Source organism: Paraburkholderia sp. JPY419, from assembly GCF_050435705.1.
Taxonomy (GTDB): Bacteria; Pseudomonadota; Gammaproteobacteria; order Burkholderiales; family Burkholderiaceae; genus Paraburkholderia; species Paraburkholderia youngii.
In genome coordinates, this window is sequence record NZ_JBNDKV010000004.1 from 416,371 (window position 1) to 432,190 (window position 15,820).

Consider the following 15,820-nt stretch of genomic DNA (forward strand, 5'->3'; position numbering starts at 1 on the left):
ATGCCGCGCGCGACGCGAGCAGGAGCTCAGTCGTCGATCGTTTCGTGGACCGCGACGGCGCCCTGTTTCCAGTAGCTGGCCGCGCGAATCCGCGCTTTGTCGACGCCGCGCTCGCCGCACAGATGCTGGCGCACCGCGCGGATCGTCGCCGCCTCGCCGGCGGCCCACACGTAGCCTTCGCCGTTCTCCGGCAGCCAGGTGTCGCGCACCGCGTGCAACAGCGCTTCGCCGCGCGTGCCAGTCTGCGTGTCGGCTTCGCTGCGATAGCACCAGACGAGGTGCAGCTCGGCCTGTGTCATGAACTCGATGCGCGCCGACGGATCGGCGACCTCGATTACCGCGGCGACGCGCGTGCCCGCCGGCAACTCTTCGAGACGTCGTGCGATCGCGGGCAGCGCGGTGTCGTCGCCGATCAGCAGATGCCAGTCGAAGCCGGTCGGAATCACCATTGAGCCGCGCGGGCCGCCGACGCCCAGATACTGGCCCACCTGCGCCTGCGCGGCCCATGTCGCCGCGGGCCCCGCGTCGTGCATCGCGAACTCGATGTCGAGCTCGCGGGCGTCGCGATCGAAACGGCGTGGCGTGAAATCGCGCGCGGTCGGCCGCTTGCCTTCGGGGAACACCGGGCCGTCGGGGCCGGCTTGCGGCAGCGTCGGTTTGTCGGCGCCCGGTTCGGGGAAGAACACCTTGATGTGGTCGTCGAACGACGCTGACACGAAGTCGTGCAGATCGTCGCCGGTGAAGGTCACGCGAATCAGGTGGGGTGTCAGCGCGCGCACCTGCTTGACCTGCAGCAGACGAAACTTCAGCGGATGCCGCACGCGATGCACGGCGAGGTCAGGGCGAGTGAGTTGTTCTTGCATGAGGGTGGTATTCCTGCTCGGTTTGGGAGGACCCGCGGGTTGTCTTGCGGACGAGCGCGCGTTGTCAGATGGTCGGCTCGCTGTCGTTGCCGGACTTAGCTTTACCGCCGTTGCTGCCGCCTTCGATTTCGTTGGCCGCGCGCATCAGGATCGCGGCGATACGGCGCTGCTCGTCGGCCGGCGCGTTGTCGCGGCGCAGCAGCGCGTTCTTCAGCGTGCGGCGCGCTTCGTTCAACTCCGGCACCCAGCCGCCTTCGCTGACGTCGGCCGGCTCTTCGCCGGCCAACGCGCGGCGCACCGAATCCATCTTGCGGGCGATATGCGAGAGCCGCGCGAACATCAGTTCGACGCGCTCGCGGTTCGCGGCCAGATATTCGCGGCCTGCATCCGCCAGCTCATAGCGCTTGCGGTTGCCTTCCAGCTGCACGGTGACGTAGCCGAGCTCTTCGAGGTAGGTCAGTGCCGGGTAGACCATGCCGGGGCTCGGGCTGTAGAAACCGTTCGAGCGTGTTTCGAGCGCCTTGATCAGTTCGTAGCCGTGACTCGGCTGCGTGTCGATCAGCGATAGCAGCAGCAGTTGCAGATCGTCGGAGCTGAATTTGCGGCCACGCGGGAAGCCATCGCCGTCGCCGCCGAAACCACCATATCCGCCCATGCCGCCGGGGCCGCCATGACCGCCGAAGCGCGAGCCACGGCCGCCGAAACGGTGTGCGTGATGACGGCCGAAGCCGTGAAGCAAAACGTGGAACAGGAAGCGATGACGAGGGTCGGGGGAAGTAGCGGTGTCAGCCGCGTCCCGGCCTGCTGAGCCGCCCGCATGCAGCGACGGATGGCCGAAGCCCGCGTGACAACGGTTCTGCGCGCCGCGCGGGCCGGAAAAATGATGAGGATGACGCATCTGGGAGTCTCCCATGAATGTCGTAAGATGCATCGTAAGATATATATCTTACGATAGTCTGTCAAACTATTTTTTATCCGTGCGCTCACAGAACGCGCTCGGCTGGACCGAGTAGTGCGGGAGCAGGCCTGCGCAACCGGTAACCATCGGATTGCGCGATAGGTGACAAGACTTTGCGTCTGGCGTAAGGTCATTCAGCGACCAGCGCACCTTGAAGGACTGGGGCGCGCGTCATTTGGCGATGACACAGACGAGTATGTGATGGAGCCTCTATGAGCGCGACCTGGACTGATATTCCGTACGATGCCTGGCGCGGCACATGCGCCGCGTTGCACCTCTACACGCAAATCGCCGGCAAGTACAAGCTCGCCCGAACTCCATGGCTGAACCATTCGTGGCACGCTACGTTGTACGTTAGCGCGCGTGGCCTGACGACGTCGCTTATTCCCGATGCGAGCGGCGTGGAGATCGAGTTCGACTTTCTCGAGCATCGCGTGGTCGGCAGCGCTGCCGATGGACGCAAGGCGCACTTCGCGCTCGTACCGATGTCGGTTGCACAATTCCACGCCAACTTTTTGGATCTGGTTGCGCAGCTCGGTGGCAAACCCGTGTTTCACGGCCGACCCAACGAGATCCCGAACGCCGTGCCCTTCCAGGACGACCATGCAGCGCGCCCCTACGACGCGGATGCCGTGACCCGTTTCTTTCAAGCGCTCGTCACGGTCTGCTGCGTGCTGGAGCGGTTTCGTACCGGCTATATCGGCAAGGTTAGCCCGGTCCATCTTTTCTGGGGTAGCTTCGATCTCGCCGTGACGCGTTTTTCTGGACGCCGCGCGCCTCTCCACCCCGGCGGCGTTCCGGCGCTACCCGATGAAGTGACGCGCGAAGCCTACAGCCACGAAGTATCGTCGGCCGGATTCTGGCCGGGGGGACCGGCGACACCTTTCCCGGCGTTTTACTCTTACGCTTACCCGTCGCCTGACGGCTTTGCCAAGGCAACACCCCTGCCGGCCGGCGCCTATTTCGACGACAAGCTTGGCGAATTCATCCTTCCGTACGAAACCGTCCGCACGTCGAACGACCCCGAGCAAGCGCTGCTGGTTTTTCTCGAGAGCACGTATCAAGCGGCCGCGGATCTCGGCGGCTGGAACCGGGCGGCACTCGAATGCCGTGGAGGCGAGCCGCTCAGGCCGCGACCGGTGGATCATCATTGAGCGAACCCGTCTGACCGGATCTGCGAGAACCCTTTGTTCTTTGCGAATCCTCTGGTAGGATCTCGCCCCTACGTAGGGGAGTCGCCAAGCTGGCCTAAGGCACCGGATTTTGATTCCGGCATTCGAAGGTTCGAATCCTTCTTCCCCTGCCATCACTCTCCTTCGAGCCCTGGTCTATCCAGGCGTCAGTCTTTCTAGCTGACATCGCGCACTTCGCTCTCTGAGCGACGACGCTACCCCACATGCAATCGAGCCCTTCACACTCGATGCGTCCCATTTTCAGACATCCCGCCAACGTCGATCCTCTGTGAGCGTCCGATTTTGCGACACTTCGCAGCTGCACATGACACCTCGCTTTCCTCCCTGAACGCCAACGGAGGACGGCTTCTTTACTTTCTTCTCCTTTGGCATGGACATTGGCTAGTCGTTGATCGCCGCGCGCAAAAACACCGGTCCGATGTTTCGTGCATTTCTTGGCCATACATGAACGGAGGAGACTGATCCAGCGATATATAAGATGCGCCGACAGGAGACTTGATGACATCAAGTCACCAAACAAATGACATCCGTGCTCTCGCGAAATCGCCGCGGCACACCGAGAATTCTTCCCATCACGGCATCCGCCGTCATCGAGGAGAAGAGCATGTTTGCAATTACCGGTGTGACAGGACAGGTGGGCGGCGCGGCGGCACGCGCGTTACTCGACGCGGGGCACGCGGTGCGTGCCGTGCTGCGCGACGAAAGCAAAGCGGCACCGTGGCGCGAGCGTGGCGCCGAAATCGCGATGGCGTCGTTCGATGACGCCGACGCGCTCACCGCCGCGTTTCGCGGCACGGCCGGCGTGTTCGTCATGATCGCGCCGAACTTCGCGCCGCTGCCCGGTTATCCGAACGCGCATGCGGCGGCCACGGTGCTCAAGGAGGCGCTGTCGAAGGCGCGGCCGGGGAGGGTGGCGGCGTTGTCGTCGGTGGGCGGGCAACGCGAAACGGGGCTCGGCCTGATCACGCAGGTGCATATTCTCGAGCAGGCGCTCGCCGATCTGTCGATCCCAACCGCGATCCTGCGGCCGGCCTGGTTCATGGAGAACTCGCTGTGGGACATCGACCCGGCGCGCACATCCGGCGTGATGCCGAGCTTTCTGCAGCCGCTCGAACGTGCGTTTCCAATGGTCGCGACCGCGGATATCGGCCAGGTCGTTGCGCAGACGCTCACGCAGTCGTGGCAGGGGCGGCGCGTGATCGAGATCGAGGGGCCGCGGCGCTATACGCAGCGCGAGATCGCCGAGATGCTCGGCGACCTGCTCGAACGCCCGGTCGAAGCGCGGACGGTGCCGCGCGAGCAATGGCAAGCGCAATTTCAGGCCCAAGGCACCGAGTGGCCCGCACCGCGGATCGAGATGCTCGACGGCTTCAACTCGGGGTGGATCGATTTCGAGGATGGCGTGAACGAGCGGGTAGTCGGCACGACCTCGTATCGGACGGTGCTGGAGGAGTTGGTGAGGCGGACCGGGTAAGCCGTGCCTTGGGCGGGGCCGCGCTCACGGTTGCCGAACCGTGTAAAGCCGGCCCGCAACCGGGCCCCGCGCGCGTGCTAATCTTGCTCCCTTCGCGGACGTCCCGCGTCAGAGCAGACACCATGACGGAAGCCTTCGATCCGGACGGCATCGAGCAAGCGGTCTTCGTGGTCGGCGAGCGCCATGCGACGCTGGACGAGCCGTGGCGCGCGTATCGGCGCGCGCATCTGATTCACGTCTGCGAAGGCGTGCTGACGGTGCGCACGAAGGCCGGCCGCTGGGTCGTGCCGCCCGCCCGCGCGCTGTGGATCGCCACGAATACGCTGCACTGCCTGCACGCGAGGCGGCCCGTGCAGTTGTATTCGCTCTACGTCGCGACCGATTCCGCGATGGACGACACCGCCGACCCCGCCGCCGACCTCGCGCCGCTACCCACGCAGACCGGCGCGCTTATCCCCGACGCGCTGGTGCAGGCGCTGCTCGCCGCCGCGGCCGATCTGCCGCACGATCGCCCTCCCGACGAACCCGCCCGCCGTCTGCTGCAGGTGCTGCTGGATCGCGTCGCCGGCTTGCCCGCCGCGCCGCTCGGCCTGAACTGGCCGGGCGATCCGCGCGCACAGCGCATCGCCGAGGCGCTCAGCGCGAATCCCGCGCAATCGCTGGTGCTCGAGGAACTCGCCGCGGCCGCTGGCGTCACCGCGCGCACGGCCGCGCGTCTGTTCGCGAAGGAAACGGGGCAGACCTTCGGGCAATGGCGCCAGCAGTTGCGTCTGCTAGCCGCGCTCGAACATCTCGGCGCCGGTGAGAGCGTCACGCAGGTGGCGTTCGAAGTCGGCTATAACGACGTGTCGTCGTTTATCGCGGTGTTTCGCGATGCGTTCGGCGACACGCCGGCGCGCTATTTCCGCTGACGCAAGCTCGCCGCCGCTCCCCAGCCACCGCGCGAGCGACGCCGTCGCGCGCAACCGAAGCTGCGTCAATGCGCGCCGGCCGCATCCGGGCCGCCGCCGCCTTTGGCTGGCCGTGTGATCCAGATCAGCGGAATGATCAGCACGAAGATGATCGCCGACACAAAGAAGATGTCGTTCAGGCCCATCATCGCGGCCTGGGTGTTCACGGTGAAATCGAACAGCGCATGCGCCGATTGCGGACTCAGATGCAGCACCGACTCCGTGTTGTCGATCTGCTGCGCGAACAAGGGGTTGTCGACCGACGCCTGTTCGGTGAGCCGCACGTGATGCAGGATCGTTCGGTTGTTCCATGCGGTACCCGCGATCGACGTGCCCACCGCGCCGCAGAACACGCGCACGAAATTCGACAGACCCGCCGCCGCCGGAATCCGGCTCTGCGGCTGGCCGGACAGGATGATCGCCGTCAGCGGCACGAAGAACAGCGCCATCGGAATGCCTTGCAGCAGCGTCGGCAGCACGAGGTGCCACGTGTCGACCTCGATCACGTACTTCGAGCGCATGTAGAACACGATCGCGAAGCCGACGAACGCGACCGTCGAGATCACGCGTGCGTCCGAATGCGGCAGCACGCGGCCGAGTATCGGCGCGAGAATGATCGCGAAGATGCCGAGCGGTGCGGTGACGAGACCGGCGTCGATCGATCGGTAGTTCAGATACTCCTGCATCCATTGCGGCAACAGCACCAGATTGCCGAAAAACACCCCGTATGCAACCGAAATCGCGATCGTGCCGCCGAGAAAATTGCGCTGCTGAAAGAGCCGCAGATCGACGATCGGGTGCTCTTCGGTCAGTTCCCAGACGAGGAAAAACGCAAAGCTGATCAGCGCGACGAGGCCGAGAATCGAGATCACCGGCGACGAGAACCAGTCGAGATCCTTGCCCTTGTCGAGCATGATCTGCAGCGACGCGACCCACGTGATCAGCAAGCCGAGACCGACCACGTCGATCGGCGGTCTGCGGGTCGGCGATTCGCGATTGCGGTAGATCATCCACGTGACGCCGGCCGCGAACAGGCCGACCGGGATGTTGATGTAGAAGATCCACGACCAGCTATAACTATCCGTGATCCAGCCGCCGAGCGCCGGACCCGCGATCGGACCGACGGTGGCGGTCATCGCCCACAGCGCGAGCGCGGTCGACGATTTCTCTTTCGGATACGAGCCGAGCAGGATCGCCTGCGACAACGGAATCAGCGGGCCGGCCACGGCGCCCTGGAATACCCGCGCGAGCAGCAGGATCGGCAGGGTCGGCGCGACGCCGCACAACCAGGACGCGAGCGTGAACGACAGGATCGCGCCGACGAACAGCTTCACCTGGCCGATGCGCTGCGTGAGCCAGCCGGTCAGCGGAATCGCCACTGCGTTGGAGGCCGCGAACACGGTGATCACCCAGGTGCCTTCGTCGACCGAGACGCCGAGGTTGCCCGAAATGGTCGGAATCGCGACGTTCGCGATCGACGTATCCAGCACGTTCATGAAGGTGGCGAGCGCGACCGCGATCGTCGCGAGAACCAGCCGGCCGCCTTCGAGAGGCGCGGGCGGCGGGGGTGGCGCGGGGGGCTGAGGCGGCGGCGACGCGGAATCAGGCGCGGCGTTGGGCTGGCTCAAACGGTGTTCTCCGGATTGTTTTGCCTCGGACCGCGCGCCACGGCGGCGGCTCCGTCGATGCGCAAAAGCATACCCGCATTCGCCCGCCGGCGTCGGCCACAGCAGCGGCCGATGCGGGTCCCGGCGACGCGAACGCGGCACGCGGCGTATGCTCGCGGCTAAGGCTGAGCCCCCAAGGCCAGAACCACTAAACCACGGAAAAAAGGACACCACCATGAGTTGGCAGCAATTCGAACACGGCTGGCGGCGCGCGCCGCACACGGCACCGCGGAACGCGCCCGCGACGAGCCTCGTCGTGCTGATGCACGGCGTCGGCAGCAACGCGCGCGATCTGATGCCGCTCGCCGATATCTGGAGCGAGGGCCTGCCCGGCACGGCGTTCGTGTCGCTCGACGGCACCGACCCGTTCGACGGCGGCTTCGGCGGCCGCCAGTGGTTCAGCCTGCGCGACGTCGACGGGGCGAACCGCGAGGCGCGGGTCGGCGCCGCCTATCCAGCGCTGCGCCGGGTGCTCGATGCCGAGCTCGAGCATTGGCAGTTGTCTTTCGATCGGCTTGCGCTGGTCGGTTTTTCGCAAGGTTCGATCATGGCGCTGCATCACGTCGCGTCGAGCGCGGAGGGCGCGGCGGGCGTCGTCGCGTATTCGGGGCGGCTCGCCTCGCCGATCGTCTCGTCGAACCGCGCGACGCCGCTCACGCTGGTCCACGGCGAGGACGACGAGGTGATCCCGGTGCGCGAACTCGAATTCGCGGCCGACGCTTTCAGCGCCGCCGGCTATCCAGTCGACGCCTACATGCTGCCCGGCGTCGGCCACACGATCACCGCCGACGGTGTCGCGCTCGGCCGTGACGCGCTGGAACGCGCGCTGGGCAAGCTGTCGCGCGATTGACACAACTCCGATAGAAAGCGGGCCTAAAGATTCTGATGAGCTTGCCGTCATACGGGCAATAGCTTGAAAATCACCCCCGCCGCGCGGGAAGCGCAACGCCCAGCGGGCGTGTCGCGCGGCTTCGGGGACCCGGGGGCGCATTTCCAGACCGCCCAAGAAGGCGGATAACGACACATCAGAGCCTGCATATGGCCAGACCGACGCCGCATTACCCGCTCTTTGAGCGACTGTTCCGCTACTCCGTGGCGGTGGATCTCGGCACGGCCAACACCCTTATCTATACCGACGACGGCGGCGTCGTGCTGAACCAGCCGTCCGTCGTGTGCTTCGAGACGCAGCCCGCGAGCGGGGCGAAACGGATCGCCGCGATCGGCGCCGAGGCGCACCAACTGCTCGGCCGCGCGCCGCGCAATCTCGAAACGGTGCGGCCGATGCGCCACGGCGTCATCGCCAACTTCACCGCCGCCGAACACATGATCAAGCAATTCGTCGACATGGCGCGGCCGCGCTCGCTGTTCAGCCGGCGCGCGGCATTCACGCTGTGCGTGCCGGCCGCGGCGACCCATGTCGAGCGCCGCGCGATCCGCGAAGCGGCCGAGGCGGCCGGCGCGTGGAAGGTCAGCCTGATCGGCGAATCGCTGGCGGCCGCGCTCGGCGCGGGCCTGCCGGTGCGCGATGCGACCGGCTCGATGGTGGTCGACATCGGCGGCGGCACCACCGAAGTCGGCGTGATCGCGCTGGGCGGCACCGCGTATAGCGGCTCGGTGCGCGTCGGCGGCGACAATTTCGATGCGGCGATCATCAGCTACGTGCGCAATCTGTACGGTGTGCTGCTCGGCGAGCAGACCGCCGAGCACGTGAAGAGAGCCATCGCCTCGGCCGTGCACGACGTGCCGCTCGAGCAGATCAACGCAACCGGCCGCAGCGTCGACGACGGGCTACCGCGCACGGTGCAGCTTAGCAACCGCGATATTTCGGAGGCGATCGAAGCGCCGCTGAGTCAGGTGATCGGCGCGGTGAAGCGCGGGCTCGAATCGGCCCCCGCCGAACTCATCACGGACATCGCATACAAGGGCATCGTGCTGACCGGTGGCGGCGCGCTGCTCCGCAATCTGGGGCGGCGTTTGAGTGAGGAAACCGGCCTCGACGTGCATGTCGCCGACGAACCGCTGACCTGCGCGGTGCGCGGCGCTGGGGCGGCGGCAGCGGCGGGGTGGGTGGACGAAGCCGGGGGCGAGTGAGTGGTGGGTGGGGGCTTGGTTGCCTGCCGAATTGCATTCCACCCCATTGCATCGCAGGTGCACTAGCGCGACAGTCCCACGCTTGTGCGAAAGCGCGGCCACGTGATATTGACCCAGACGACAACACTCGCGCGGCCCGATGATGCAAGCATCGGCGCATGCGTATCTGCGAAGTTCACGAAGCAAACGTGCGAGAGTGTGCTCATTGAGCTTGCTCATTGGACCGTTTGGGGGCGGGGCCGCGGCAGTTGCACGCCCATGCATAACCCAGCGCTCCGGCCATGGCGTAGCCGCGAAGGCCGCATCGTACCGGTTCGTTGCATGACACGACGCGCGATCTACAGCGCCGAAGCGCCCAAGGTAAAAGCCCCGCCGAAGCGGGGCATCTGCTATTTATGTTGCCCCAAGGCTTCCTTGAGCGCTGCACATTTCGCCTTGTCTGAAGTCTCGATATCATCAGGACAGGCGAGCCAACTATAAAACTCTAGTTCTTGTGCTGATATCTTTAAACGGCATTCTGCAATTTGAAAGTCCGTATCCGGCGAATAGTCGTCTCCCCAATCATTGAATGCTTTTCCTAAAACATCGCAATCTGATTTGAGGCGACTTTGCCAAATATTGAAATTACGATCTAGCGCGACTTGCTTTTCACCTTTTGTCAATGGCCTGATTGCCTGATACAAACGCATCGCTCCAGATAACGCCCGATCCGTATCGATGCTGGTGCAAGCCAGAAAGTCGTCGCGCGTCTTTGCCTTGGCGTCGCAGGCAGCGTCAGCAAATGCGGAAATCGAAACGCAACTAATGAGAGTTGCGGCTAAGACGTTAGTGACTCGCATCGTAGATTCCGTCTCTGAACATTTTTGCCTCAGCGTGTCGGCGTTTCAGTAACCCGCCTGGGCGAGCCCCACTCGCACTGGTATATTCCAATAACTTTGCGGGCACTCTGTCATAGTGACCAGTGTTTACCAGTTTCAGCTGACTTTCCTTGGTATGCCCCCGAACGTTATAGACAAAATCGACGAGTGAGTCATATTCGTATTGATAAAGCGGAAGGAGAATCCTTTGATTTATTATGCGCTCTGCAACCTTGATATCCTCGCGAATTAGCGCGAAGGCTTGAGGCACCGTGACACCCGCTAACCACGGAGTCTCCGATGCGGAGCCATTGATCGGCCCCATATGTACCAAATGGCCGTATCCGATCGTGGTATTTCCGCCCCGGCCGCCGCCATCATTATCGTAAAGGTGTGCACGAAATGCTTCCCACTGCGCGGTGAACTGAATAGGATTTTCGGTGACGGTCCACGGCTTGCCATGCCTGTCGCAACGCAGGTCAACGCACGAATTCGGGTTTGTGTCTGTTAGAGCGCTTCCAATTGCATCAGGCATTACGTCCCCCGTGACCAATGAAATCTGAACCGATCGGGTCCCGTGTGTACTGTAGCGCCCGGTGCGTTCCTGTGAATCTGCGGTAGATAGCCGACATCAAGCCTCCCTGTGTCCAAAGTACACCGCTAGTTGCTGCCGTCGCGTGTTCTGTGGCGGGCTGTACGCCCTGCGTGATCGGTAACGCCATGTTTCAGTTCGCCCGACGGGAAACGGACCGTATAGGGCGTCTGTGGAAGCGAACGGCCAGCGCTGTCGCGCAGCGTGAACTGCTGGTCGAAATGCCTCTGTGAGCGTTCGCGACAGTTGCACGCCCATGCGTAACCCAGCGCTTCGGCCATGGCGTAGCCGGATTTCATCTTACTGACCCTGTCAAAAGGAAAGAACTCGCCGGTTTCGGCGTTCAGGGCCTGTGCGTGCGGCATCGGCGGGAAGTTTGAGTAGATCGAATAGGTGATACGGCAAAGATCGCATTCTTCCTCGACTGTCCAATCCGTTTCACTGCTTTGCTGTTTCAGTAGCTCCATTGCAATCCTCAAGAGCTTTCACGTGATACCTCGCGAATTAACCATCGAAGCGGACCATGGTCAATCACATTAATTCGGGATAAGTCCGTTTTGACAACTATTTACGATTTCGTTGATCGCAACGAGACATTAAAATCATCCATCGCCCATTCCGTGCCGCTGTGGTCGCCTGCTAGCTTGGCAGTCCCAATAGCTACAGGAGTTCGGAATGTCCTATCAACAGGATTCGGACGGCGTGCGCGTGGTGCTCAGTGCGCCGCAACTGGCCGCGGTGCTCTCCCGCCAGTCGATCAGCCCCACGGAGATGCTTTCCAACCGTCTATGGGGCGGTTTGCAGGTTGTCGGCGGAGTGCTGGAAATGGTCGGTGCGGGGGCTCTGTGTGTGCTTCCAGAACCGACGATGGCGAGCAAGGCCGGATGTGTTGCGTTCGGCGTGCATGGATCTGATACGGCGGCGGCAGGTCTGCGTCAGATCTGGACGGGCCGGGATACTGCCACGCTGACCCAGCAAGGGACGACGAAGTTGGCCGAGGCGATGAAAGCCAGTCCCGACTTGGCGAACAACATCGGCCTGTCAGTCGATATGGCTGTGCCATTCGGCTTTGCTGGCTCGATCAAAGCAGCACGCGCGGCCAGTGTCACAATGGGCCGGATCAGGCTGATTGAACATGAGGCAAAGATGCTTCGCGGAGTGGGTGGACACACCATCGTGAAGCATGTCGGAAAAGATGAGGCATGGCTCAGGGACCGGCTGAAACGCGAACCCAAAAGAGACGTGGTATCGTCGTTTAGGAACCTTGAACAGGCCGAACGCGCCATTTCGGAAACACTGCACGCCCACGCGGCAAAAATCAGGCAATGGGCTCAGACTGCATCCCCAAACACCACGATCACAGTTACCAAAATCGTTTCCGGTGACATTGGTTACGGAATAGCTAGGGAAACTGGAAAACTTACTCGAAAAAACAAGGTTTTTGTCACGCTGAAGTACGAAGCCTGTAATGGAATGCCCTATTACGTCTTTACCGCTTACGTTGATTGAGAAAGACATGGATTTATCAGAGCGCTATCCTGCGATGGAGCATATATTCACTACCTATTTTGGCCAGGACTTCGACCTTTTTGGAAATACCGTCCCGGAAATTATCGCGAGCTATAAAAGAAATGAATCTTACTGGCATCGAAATTTGATCCGAGAATTAGCCTCGTTCAGGAGCGAGCACCCGAACGAGAATGATCTGGAAGCCGCATTCCAAAAATGGTTCCGTCGCGGATTTCGTTACGAGGTAGATGGTTACACGACTACCTCCTTCCTTGACGAGATACAGCGCCTCCTGAGCGAGTAGTGCATCTGTCGCCGGCGCGTGGACGATTCCATGTCCTCTGGCATGTCTTTACGCGCGGCAATGTTGGCATTTGATGCCATGGTGTCCGCATCGCCCAACTGATGAAGTATTCTTAACGCGAATAATCCGCGTGTCGCCACGCGTGGGTGGATCGATGCCGCCCGACGCGTCGCCAACGCTTATGTGACAATACACATCGCTTCTCATTTTGATGGACGTCGGTACGCTTATTTCCCAAAGCTCTCATTGCCGGCTCCGCACGCATTCGCGTGCCGACGTCGCGCCGCACCACCCGTGAATCAATCCGTCTTCACTTCGTCTCTGTGGTCCTCACCATCCTTCATCGACCTACGTAGCGGCTTGCGCATGCCTTACATCGAGGCCGGCGCCGGCGAACCGCTGCTGTTCGTGCACGGCTCGTTGTGCGACTACCGCTACTGGCAGCCGCAACTGGCCGGTCTGTCGAAGCGCTATCGCTGCATCGCGGTCAGTCTCACGCATTACTGGCCAGTCACCGATAGCGCGTCGGACCTGCCGTTCAGCTGGAGCAGCCACGCCGATGAAGTGGCGGAGTTCATCGCTGGTTTCGGCGCAGGGCCCGCGCATGTGGTCGGGCATTCGCGCGGCGGTTGCGTCGCCTATCATTGCGCGCGACGCCATCCCGAACACGTGCGCACGCTGACGCTCGCCGATCCGGGCGGCCCGCTGCAGATCGCCGGACGTCCGCCCGCGAGCCTGCCTGAGCCGGTCAACGCATTGCGCGCGAAAGCGGCTCAACTGATAGAAAGCGGCGAGGTCGAAGCAGGCTTGCAACTGTTCGTCGATTCGGTGAGCCGCCCCGGCTTCTGGGCGATGAGCACGCCGGGTTTTCGCCGCATGGCGACCGACAACGCGCACACGCTCGCGCGGCAATTCCGCGATCCGCTACCCGCCTACGTGCCCGAGGACGCGGCCGAGCTGCGCTGCCCAGTGCTGCTGATCGACGGCGAGAAAAGTCCCGACATGTTCCACCGCACGGTGACGGCGTTGCAGGGATGGTTGCCCGATGCACGCCGCGAAACGGTACGCGGTGCGTCGCACGGCATGAACCTCGCGCATCCGTCCGCGTTCAATCGTTACGTGGATGAATTCATTCAGGCGGTGAGCGCGCGCTGAGGAAGTGAAGCGAAGAGCGACGGCGATTGGGCGGCGCGCGTCGCCGCCGACCGCCCGTTGACAGCCTCAAGCCTTGCGATGCGCGTCCTTGTCGAGCGCGCGTTCGGCCGCTTCGCCGACGAGCCCGTGATAGTACAGATGCACGCCGATCGCGAGGGAATCGTTGCGGATTTCGTGGAACACCTTCCACGCCCTCACCGGGTCCGTGAACAACAGGTAGTGCGCTTCCCCCGCGATCAGATCCGCGACTTCATGCAGGCCGTGTCCATGCAGCACGTCGACGAGCGTGTCGAGACTGCGATGCGTGCGCGCGTCGGTGCGTGGATAGAGCATATGCAGCACCGCGACGTCCTGCGTCTTCAGCGCCGCCGACAACGCGACGACGATGTCCTGATGATTCAGCGCGGTGACCGTGTGGCCTTCGGTATGGACGTGATCCGGAAACAGCGTTTCGAGAGAGGCATTCATTTGTATTCGTCCTGCGATTCTGTGTGACCAAAAAAGCCCGCTTCGAATCGCGGGCCGCAAGCATCAATGCACACACCGAGTATCGCAGACGGACCCAGCCCGACGCAGTCTGCTGGCAGCAAAACATTGTTGCAGCTGGTGTTCCGACTTTCGAACAACTTTCATCAGCAGCGCGATGCCAGCGCCCCATGCCAACAACGAATGTTGCGCACGCGGAGATGGTCTGTTGCGAGCAATCGACGCAATCAACGACACGCCGGCCCGTAGAATGCGCAGCGGAACCTGAGCATGCCTGTACTGGTTCGAGAGCGCCGAGGTCGCGCCTCGCAGTACGACCGCGATGCATGCCGGTACGACTGCGGTATCAAGCAAAAGGAACACGTAGATGAACTCGAAGTCACACGCAACGCTGAGCTTTTCCGACAGCGACCAGACCATCGATCTGCCGATCTATCAGGGCTCGCTCGGCCCCGACGTCATCGACATCCGCAAGCTGTACGGCCAGACCGGCAAATTCACGTACGACCCGGGCTTCATGTCGACGGCGGCGTGCAACTCCGAAATCACGTATATCGACGGCGACAAGGGCGAACTGCTGTACCGCGGCTATTCGATCGACAACCTCGCGCAGAACGCCGACTTCCTCGAAACCTGCTACCTGCTGCTGAAGGGCGAACTGCCGAACGCGCAGCAGAAAGCCGAGTTCGAGAACACCGTCAAGCAGCACACGATGGTGCACGAGCAGATGCAGTTCTTCTTCCGCGGCTTCCGTCGCGACGCGCACCCGATGGCGATTCTGGTTGCCGCAGTCGGCGCGCTGTCGGCGTTCTACCACGACTCGCTCGACATCACGAGCCAGCAGCATCGCGACCTATCGGCGATCCGCATGATCGCCAAGCTGCCCACGCTGGTCGCGATGGCGTACAAGTACAGCATCGATCAGCCGTTCGTGTATCCGAAGAACGACCTGTCGTACAGCGCGAACTTCATGCGCATGATGTTCGCGAATCCGGCCGAGGAGTACGTGGTCAACGACGTGCTGGTGCGCGCGCTCGACCGCATCCTGATCCTGCACGCGGACCACGAGCAGAACGCGTCGACGTCGACCGTGCGTCTCGCCGGTTCGTCGGGTGCGAATCCGTTCGCGTGTATCGCAGCGGGTATCGCGTGTCTGTGGGGCCCGGCGCACGGCGGCGCGAACGAAGCCGCGCTGAACATGCTGGAAGAAATCGGCTCGGTCGACAACATCCCTGAGTTCATCAAGCAGGTGAAGGACAAGAACTCGGGCGTGAAGCTGATGGGCTTCGGCCACCGCGTGTACAAGAACTACGACCCGCGCGCGAAGCTGATGCGCGAAACCTGCCACGAAGTGCTCGAAGAACTGGGCCTGCACGACGACCCGCTGTTCAAGCTCGCGATGGAACTCGAAAAGATCGCGCTCGAAGACGAATACTTTGTGTCGCGCAAGCTGTACCCCAACGTCGACTTCTACTCGGGTATCGTGCAGCGCGCGCTTGGCATTCCGACGTCGATGTTCACGTGTATCTTCGCGATGGCGCGTACGGTCGGCTGGATCGCGCAGTGGAACGAAATGATCGCTGATCCTGAGCAGAAGATTGGTCGTCCGCGTCAGCTGTTCATCGGCGAGACGTTGCGCGAGGCGAAACCCATTGCAAAGCGGTAACAGGCCGGATAGACGTCCAACAACGCGTTTAACGACGGTCCCGAACCCACGGCTC

16 protein-coding genes and 1 tRNA gene are annotated in these 15,820 nt (G+C 62.6%); 10 read left to right on the forward strand and 7 right to left on the reverse strand.

What is annotated here, in order from left to right; translation table 11 throughout:
• Positions 1–26: 26 nt before the first annotated feature.
• Both QFZ91_RS30460 and QFZ91_RS30465 read right to left on the reverse strand, forming a co-directional pair.
• A complete protein-coding gene (locus QFZ91_RS30460) occupies positions 27–863 on the reverse strand; it encodes a siderophore-interacting protein (protein ID WP_429569438.1) in 837 nt (278 codons plus the stop codon).
• 64 nt (positions 864–927) lie between these two features.
• Positions 928–1,761 (reverse strand): PadR family transcriptional regulator, encoded by an 834-nt coding sequence (locus tag QFZ91_RS30465; RefSeq protein WP_429569439.1) that lies wholly within the window; start codon positions 1,759–1,761, stop codon positions 928–930.
• A gap of 272 nt (positions 1,762–2,033) precedes the next feature.
• Here QFZ91_RS30465 and QFZ91_RS30470 point away from each other — a divergent pair, with 272 nt between their 5' ends.
• From QFZ91_RS30470 to QFZ91_RS30485, 4 genes are all read left to right on the forward strand, one after another.
• Entirely contained in the window at positions 2,034–2,975 is a 942-nt protein-coding gene (locus QFZ91_RS30470) for a DUF5996 family protein (RefSeq protein ID WP_429569440.1), read from the forward strand.
• Positions 2,976–3,049: 74 nt separating this feature from the next.
• Positions 3,050–3,127, forward strand: a tRNA-Gln gene (locus QFZ91_RS30475).
• 491 nt (positions 3,128–3,618) lie between these two features.
• Complete coding sequence (locus QFZ91_RS30480) at positions 3,619–4,488, forward strand: NmrA family NAD(P)-binding protein (RefSeq protein ID WP_429569441.1); 870 nt, start codon at positions 3,619–3,621, stop codon at positions 4,486–4,488.
• A gap of 122 nt (positions 4,489–4,610) precedes the next feature.
• Positions 4,611–5,399, forward strand: a complete 789-nt coding sequence (locus QFZ91_RS30485) for an AraC family transcriptional regulator (RefSeq protein WP_429569442.1) — start codon at positions 4,611–4,613, stop codon at positions 5,397–5,399.
• 65 nt (positions 5,400–5,464) lie between these two features.
• Here the strand turns inward: QFZ91_RS30485 and QFZ91_RS30490 are convergent, their stop codons facing one another.
• The gene (locus tag QFZ91_RS30490) at positions 5,465–7,066 is read right to left on the reverse strand and encodes a DHA2 family efflux MFS transporter permease subunit (RefSeq protein WP_429569443.1); all 1,602 of its coding nucleotides are present in this window, start codon (positions 7,064–7,066) and stop codon (positions 5,465–5,467) included.
• Positions 7,067–7,280: 214 nt separating this feature from the next.
• Between QFZ91_RS30490 and QFZ91_RS30495 the strand changes: the two genes are divergently transcribed.
• Positions 7,281–7,955, forward strand: coding sequence for an alpha/beta hydrolase (locus tag QFZ91_RS30495; protein WP_429569444.1), 675 nt, complete (start codon positions 7,281–7,283; stop codon positions 7,953–7,955).
• 188 nt (positions 7,956–8,143) lie between these two features.
• Positions 8,144–9,196, forward strand: a complete 1,053-nt coding sequence (locus tag QFZ91_RS30500) for a rod shape-determining protein (protein WP_429494703.1) — start codon at positions 8,144–8,146, stop codon at positions 9,194–9,196.
• 389 nt (positions 9,197–9,585) lie between these two features.
• Here QFZ91_RS30500 and QFZ91_RS30505 read toward each other — a convergent pair whose 3' ends face one another.
• From QFZ91_RS30505 to QFZ91_RS30515, 3 genes are all read right to left on the reverse strand, one after another.
• Positions 9,586–10,035, reverse strand: coding sequence for a hypothetical protein (locus tag QFZ91_RS30505; protein ID WP_429569445.1), 450 nt, complete (start codon positions 10,033–10,035; stop codon positions 9,586–9,588).
• Positions 10,022–10,588, reverse strand: a complete 567-nt coding sequence (locus QFZ91_RS30510; protein WP_429569446.1) for a glycoside hydrolase family protein — start codon at positions 10,586–10,588, stop codon at positions 10,022–10,024. The genes QFZ91_RS30505 and QFZ91_RS30510 overlap by 14 nt, the downstream gene beginning before the upstream one ends.
• Before the next feature lie 125 nt (positions 10,589–10,713).
• The gene (locus QFZ91_RS30515; protein WP_429569447.1) at positions 10,714–11,112 is read right to left on the reverse strand and encodes a hypothetical protein; all 399 of its coding nucleotides are present in this window, start codon (positions 11,110–11,112) and stop codon (positions 10,714–10,716) included.
• A gap of 208 nt (positions 11,113–11,320) precedes the next feature.
• On the opposite strand from QFZ91_RS30515, the gene QFZ91_RS30520 reads away from it, so the two are divergent.
• The 3 genes from QFZ91_RS30520 to QFZ91_RS30530 all read left to right on the forward strand — a co-directional run bounded on the left by QFZ91_RS30520 (position 11,321) and on the right by QFZ91_RS30530 (position 13,613).
• Complete coding sequence (locus QFZ91_RS30520) at positions 11,321–12,154, forward strand: RNase A-like domain-containing protein (RefSeq protein ID WP_429569448.1); 834 nt, start codon at positions 11,321–11,323, stop codon at positions 12,152–12,154.
• 7 nt (positions 12,155–12,161) lie between these two features.
• Positions 12,162–12,458 (forward strand): contact-dependent growth inhibition system immunity protein, encoded by a 297-nt coding sequence (locus tag QFZ91_RS30525; protein WP_176383128.1) that lies wholly within the window; start codon positions 12,162–12,164, stop codon positions 12,456–12,458.
• Positions 12,459–12,824: 366 nt separating this feature from the next.
• A complete protein-coding gene (locus QFZ91_RS30530) occupies positions 12,825–13,613 on the forward strand; it encodes an alpha/beta fold hydrolase (protein WP_429569449.1) in 789 nt (262 codons plus the stop codon).
• 66 nt (positions 13,614–13,679) lie between these two features.
• On the opposite strand, the gene QFZ91_RS30535 is transcribed toward QFZ91_RS30530, so the two are convergent.
• Positions 13,680–14,081: a hypothetical protein gene (locus QFZ91_RS30535; protein ID WP_429569450.1), complete on the reverse strand. Its 402-nt coding sequence runs from the start codon at positions 14,079–14,081 to the stop codon at positions 13,680–13,682.
• A 385-nt stretch (positions 14,082–14,466) separates the two neighbouring features.
• Between QFZ91_RS30535 and gltA the strand changes: the two genes are divergently transcribed.
• Entirely contained in the window at positions 14,467–15,765 is a 1,299-nt protein-coding gene (gene gltA / locus QFZ91_RS30540; RefSeq protein ID WP_429569451.1) for a citrate synthase, read from the forward strand.
• Positions 15,766–15,820: the final 55 nt, after the last annotated feature.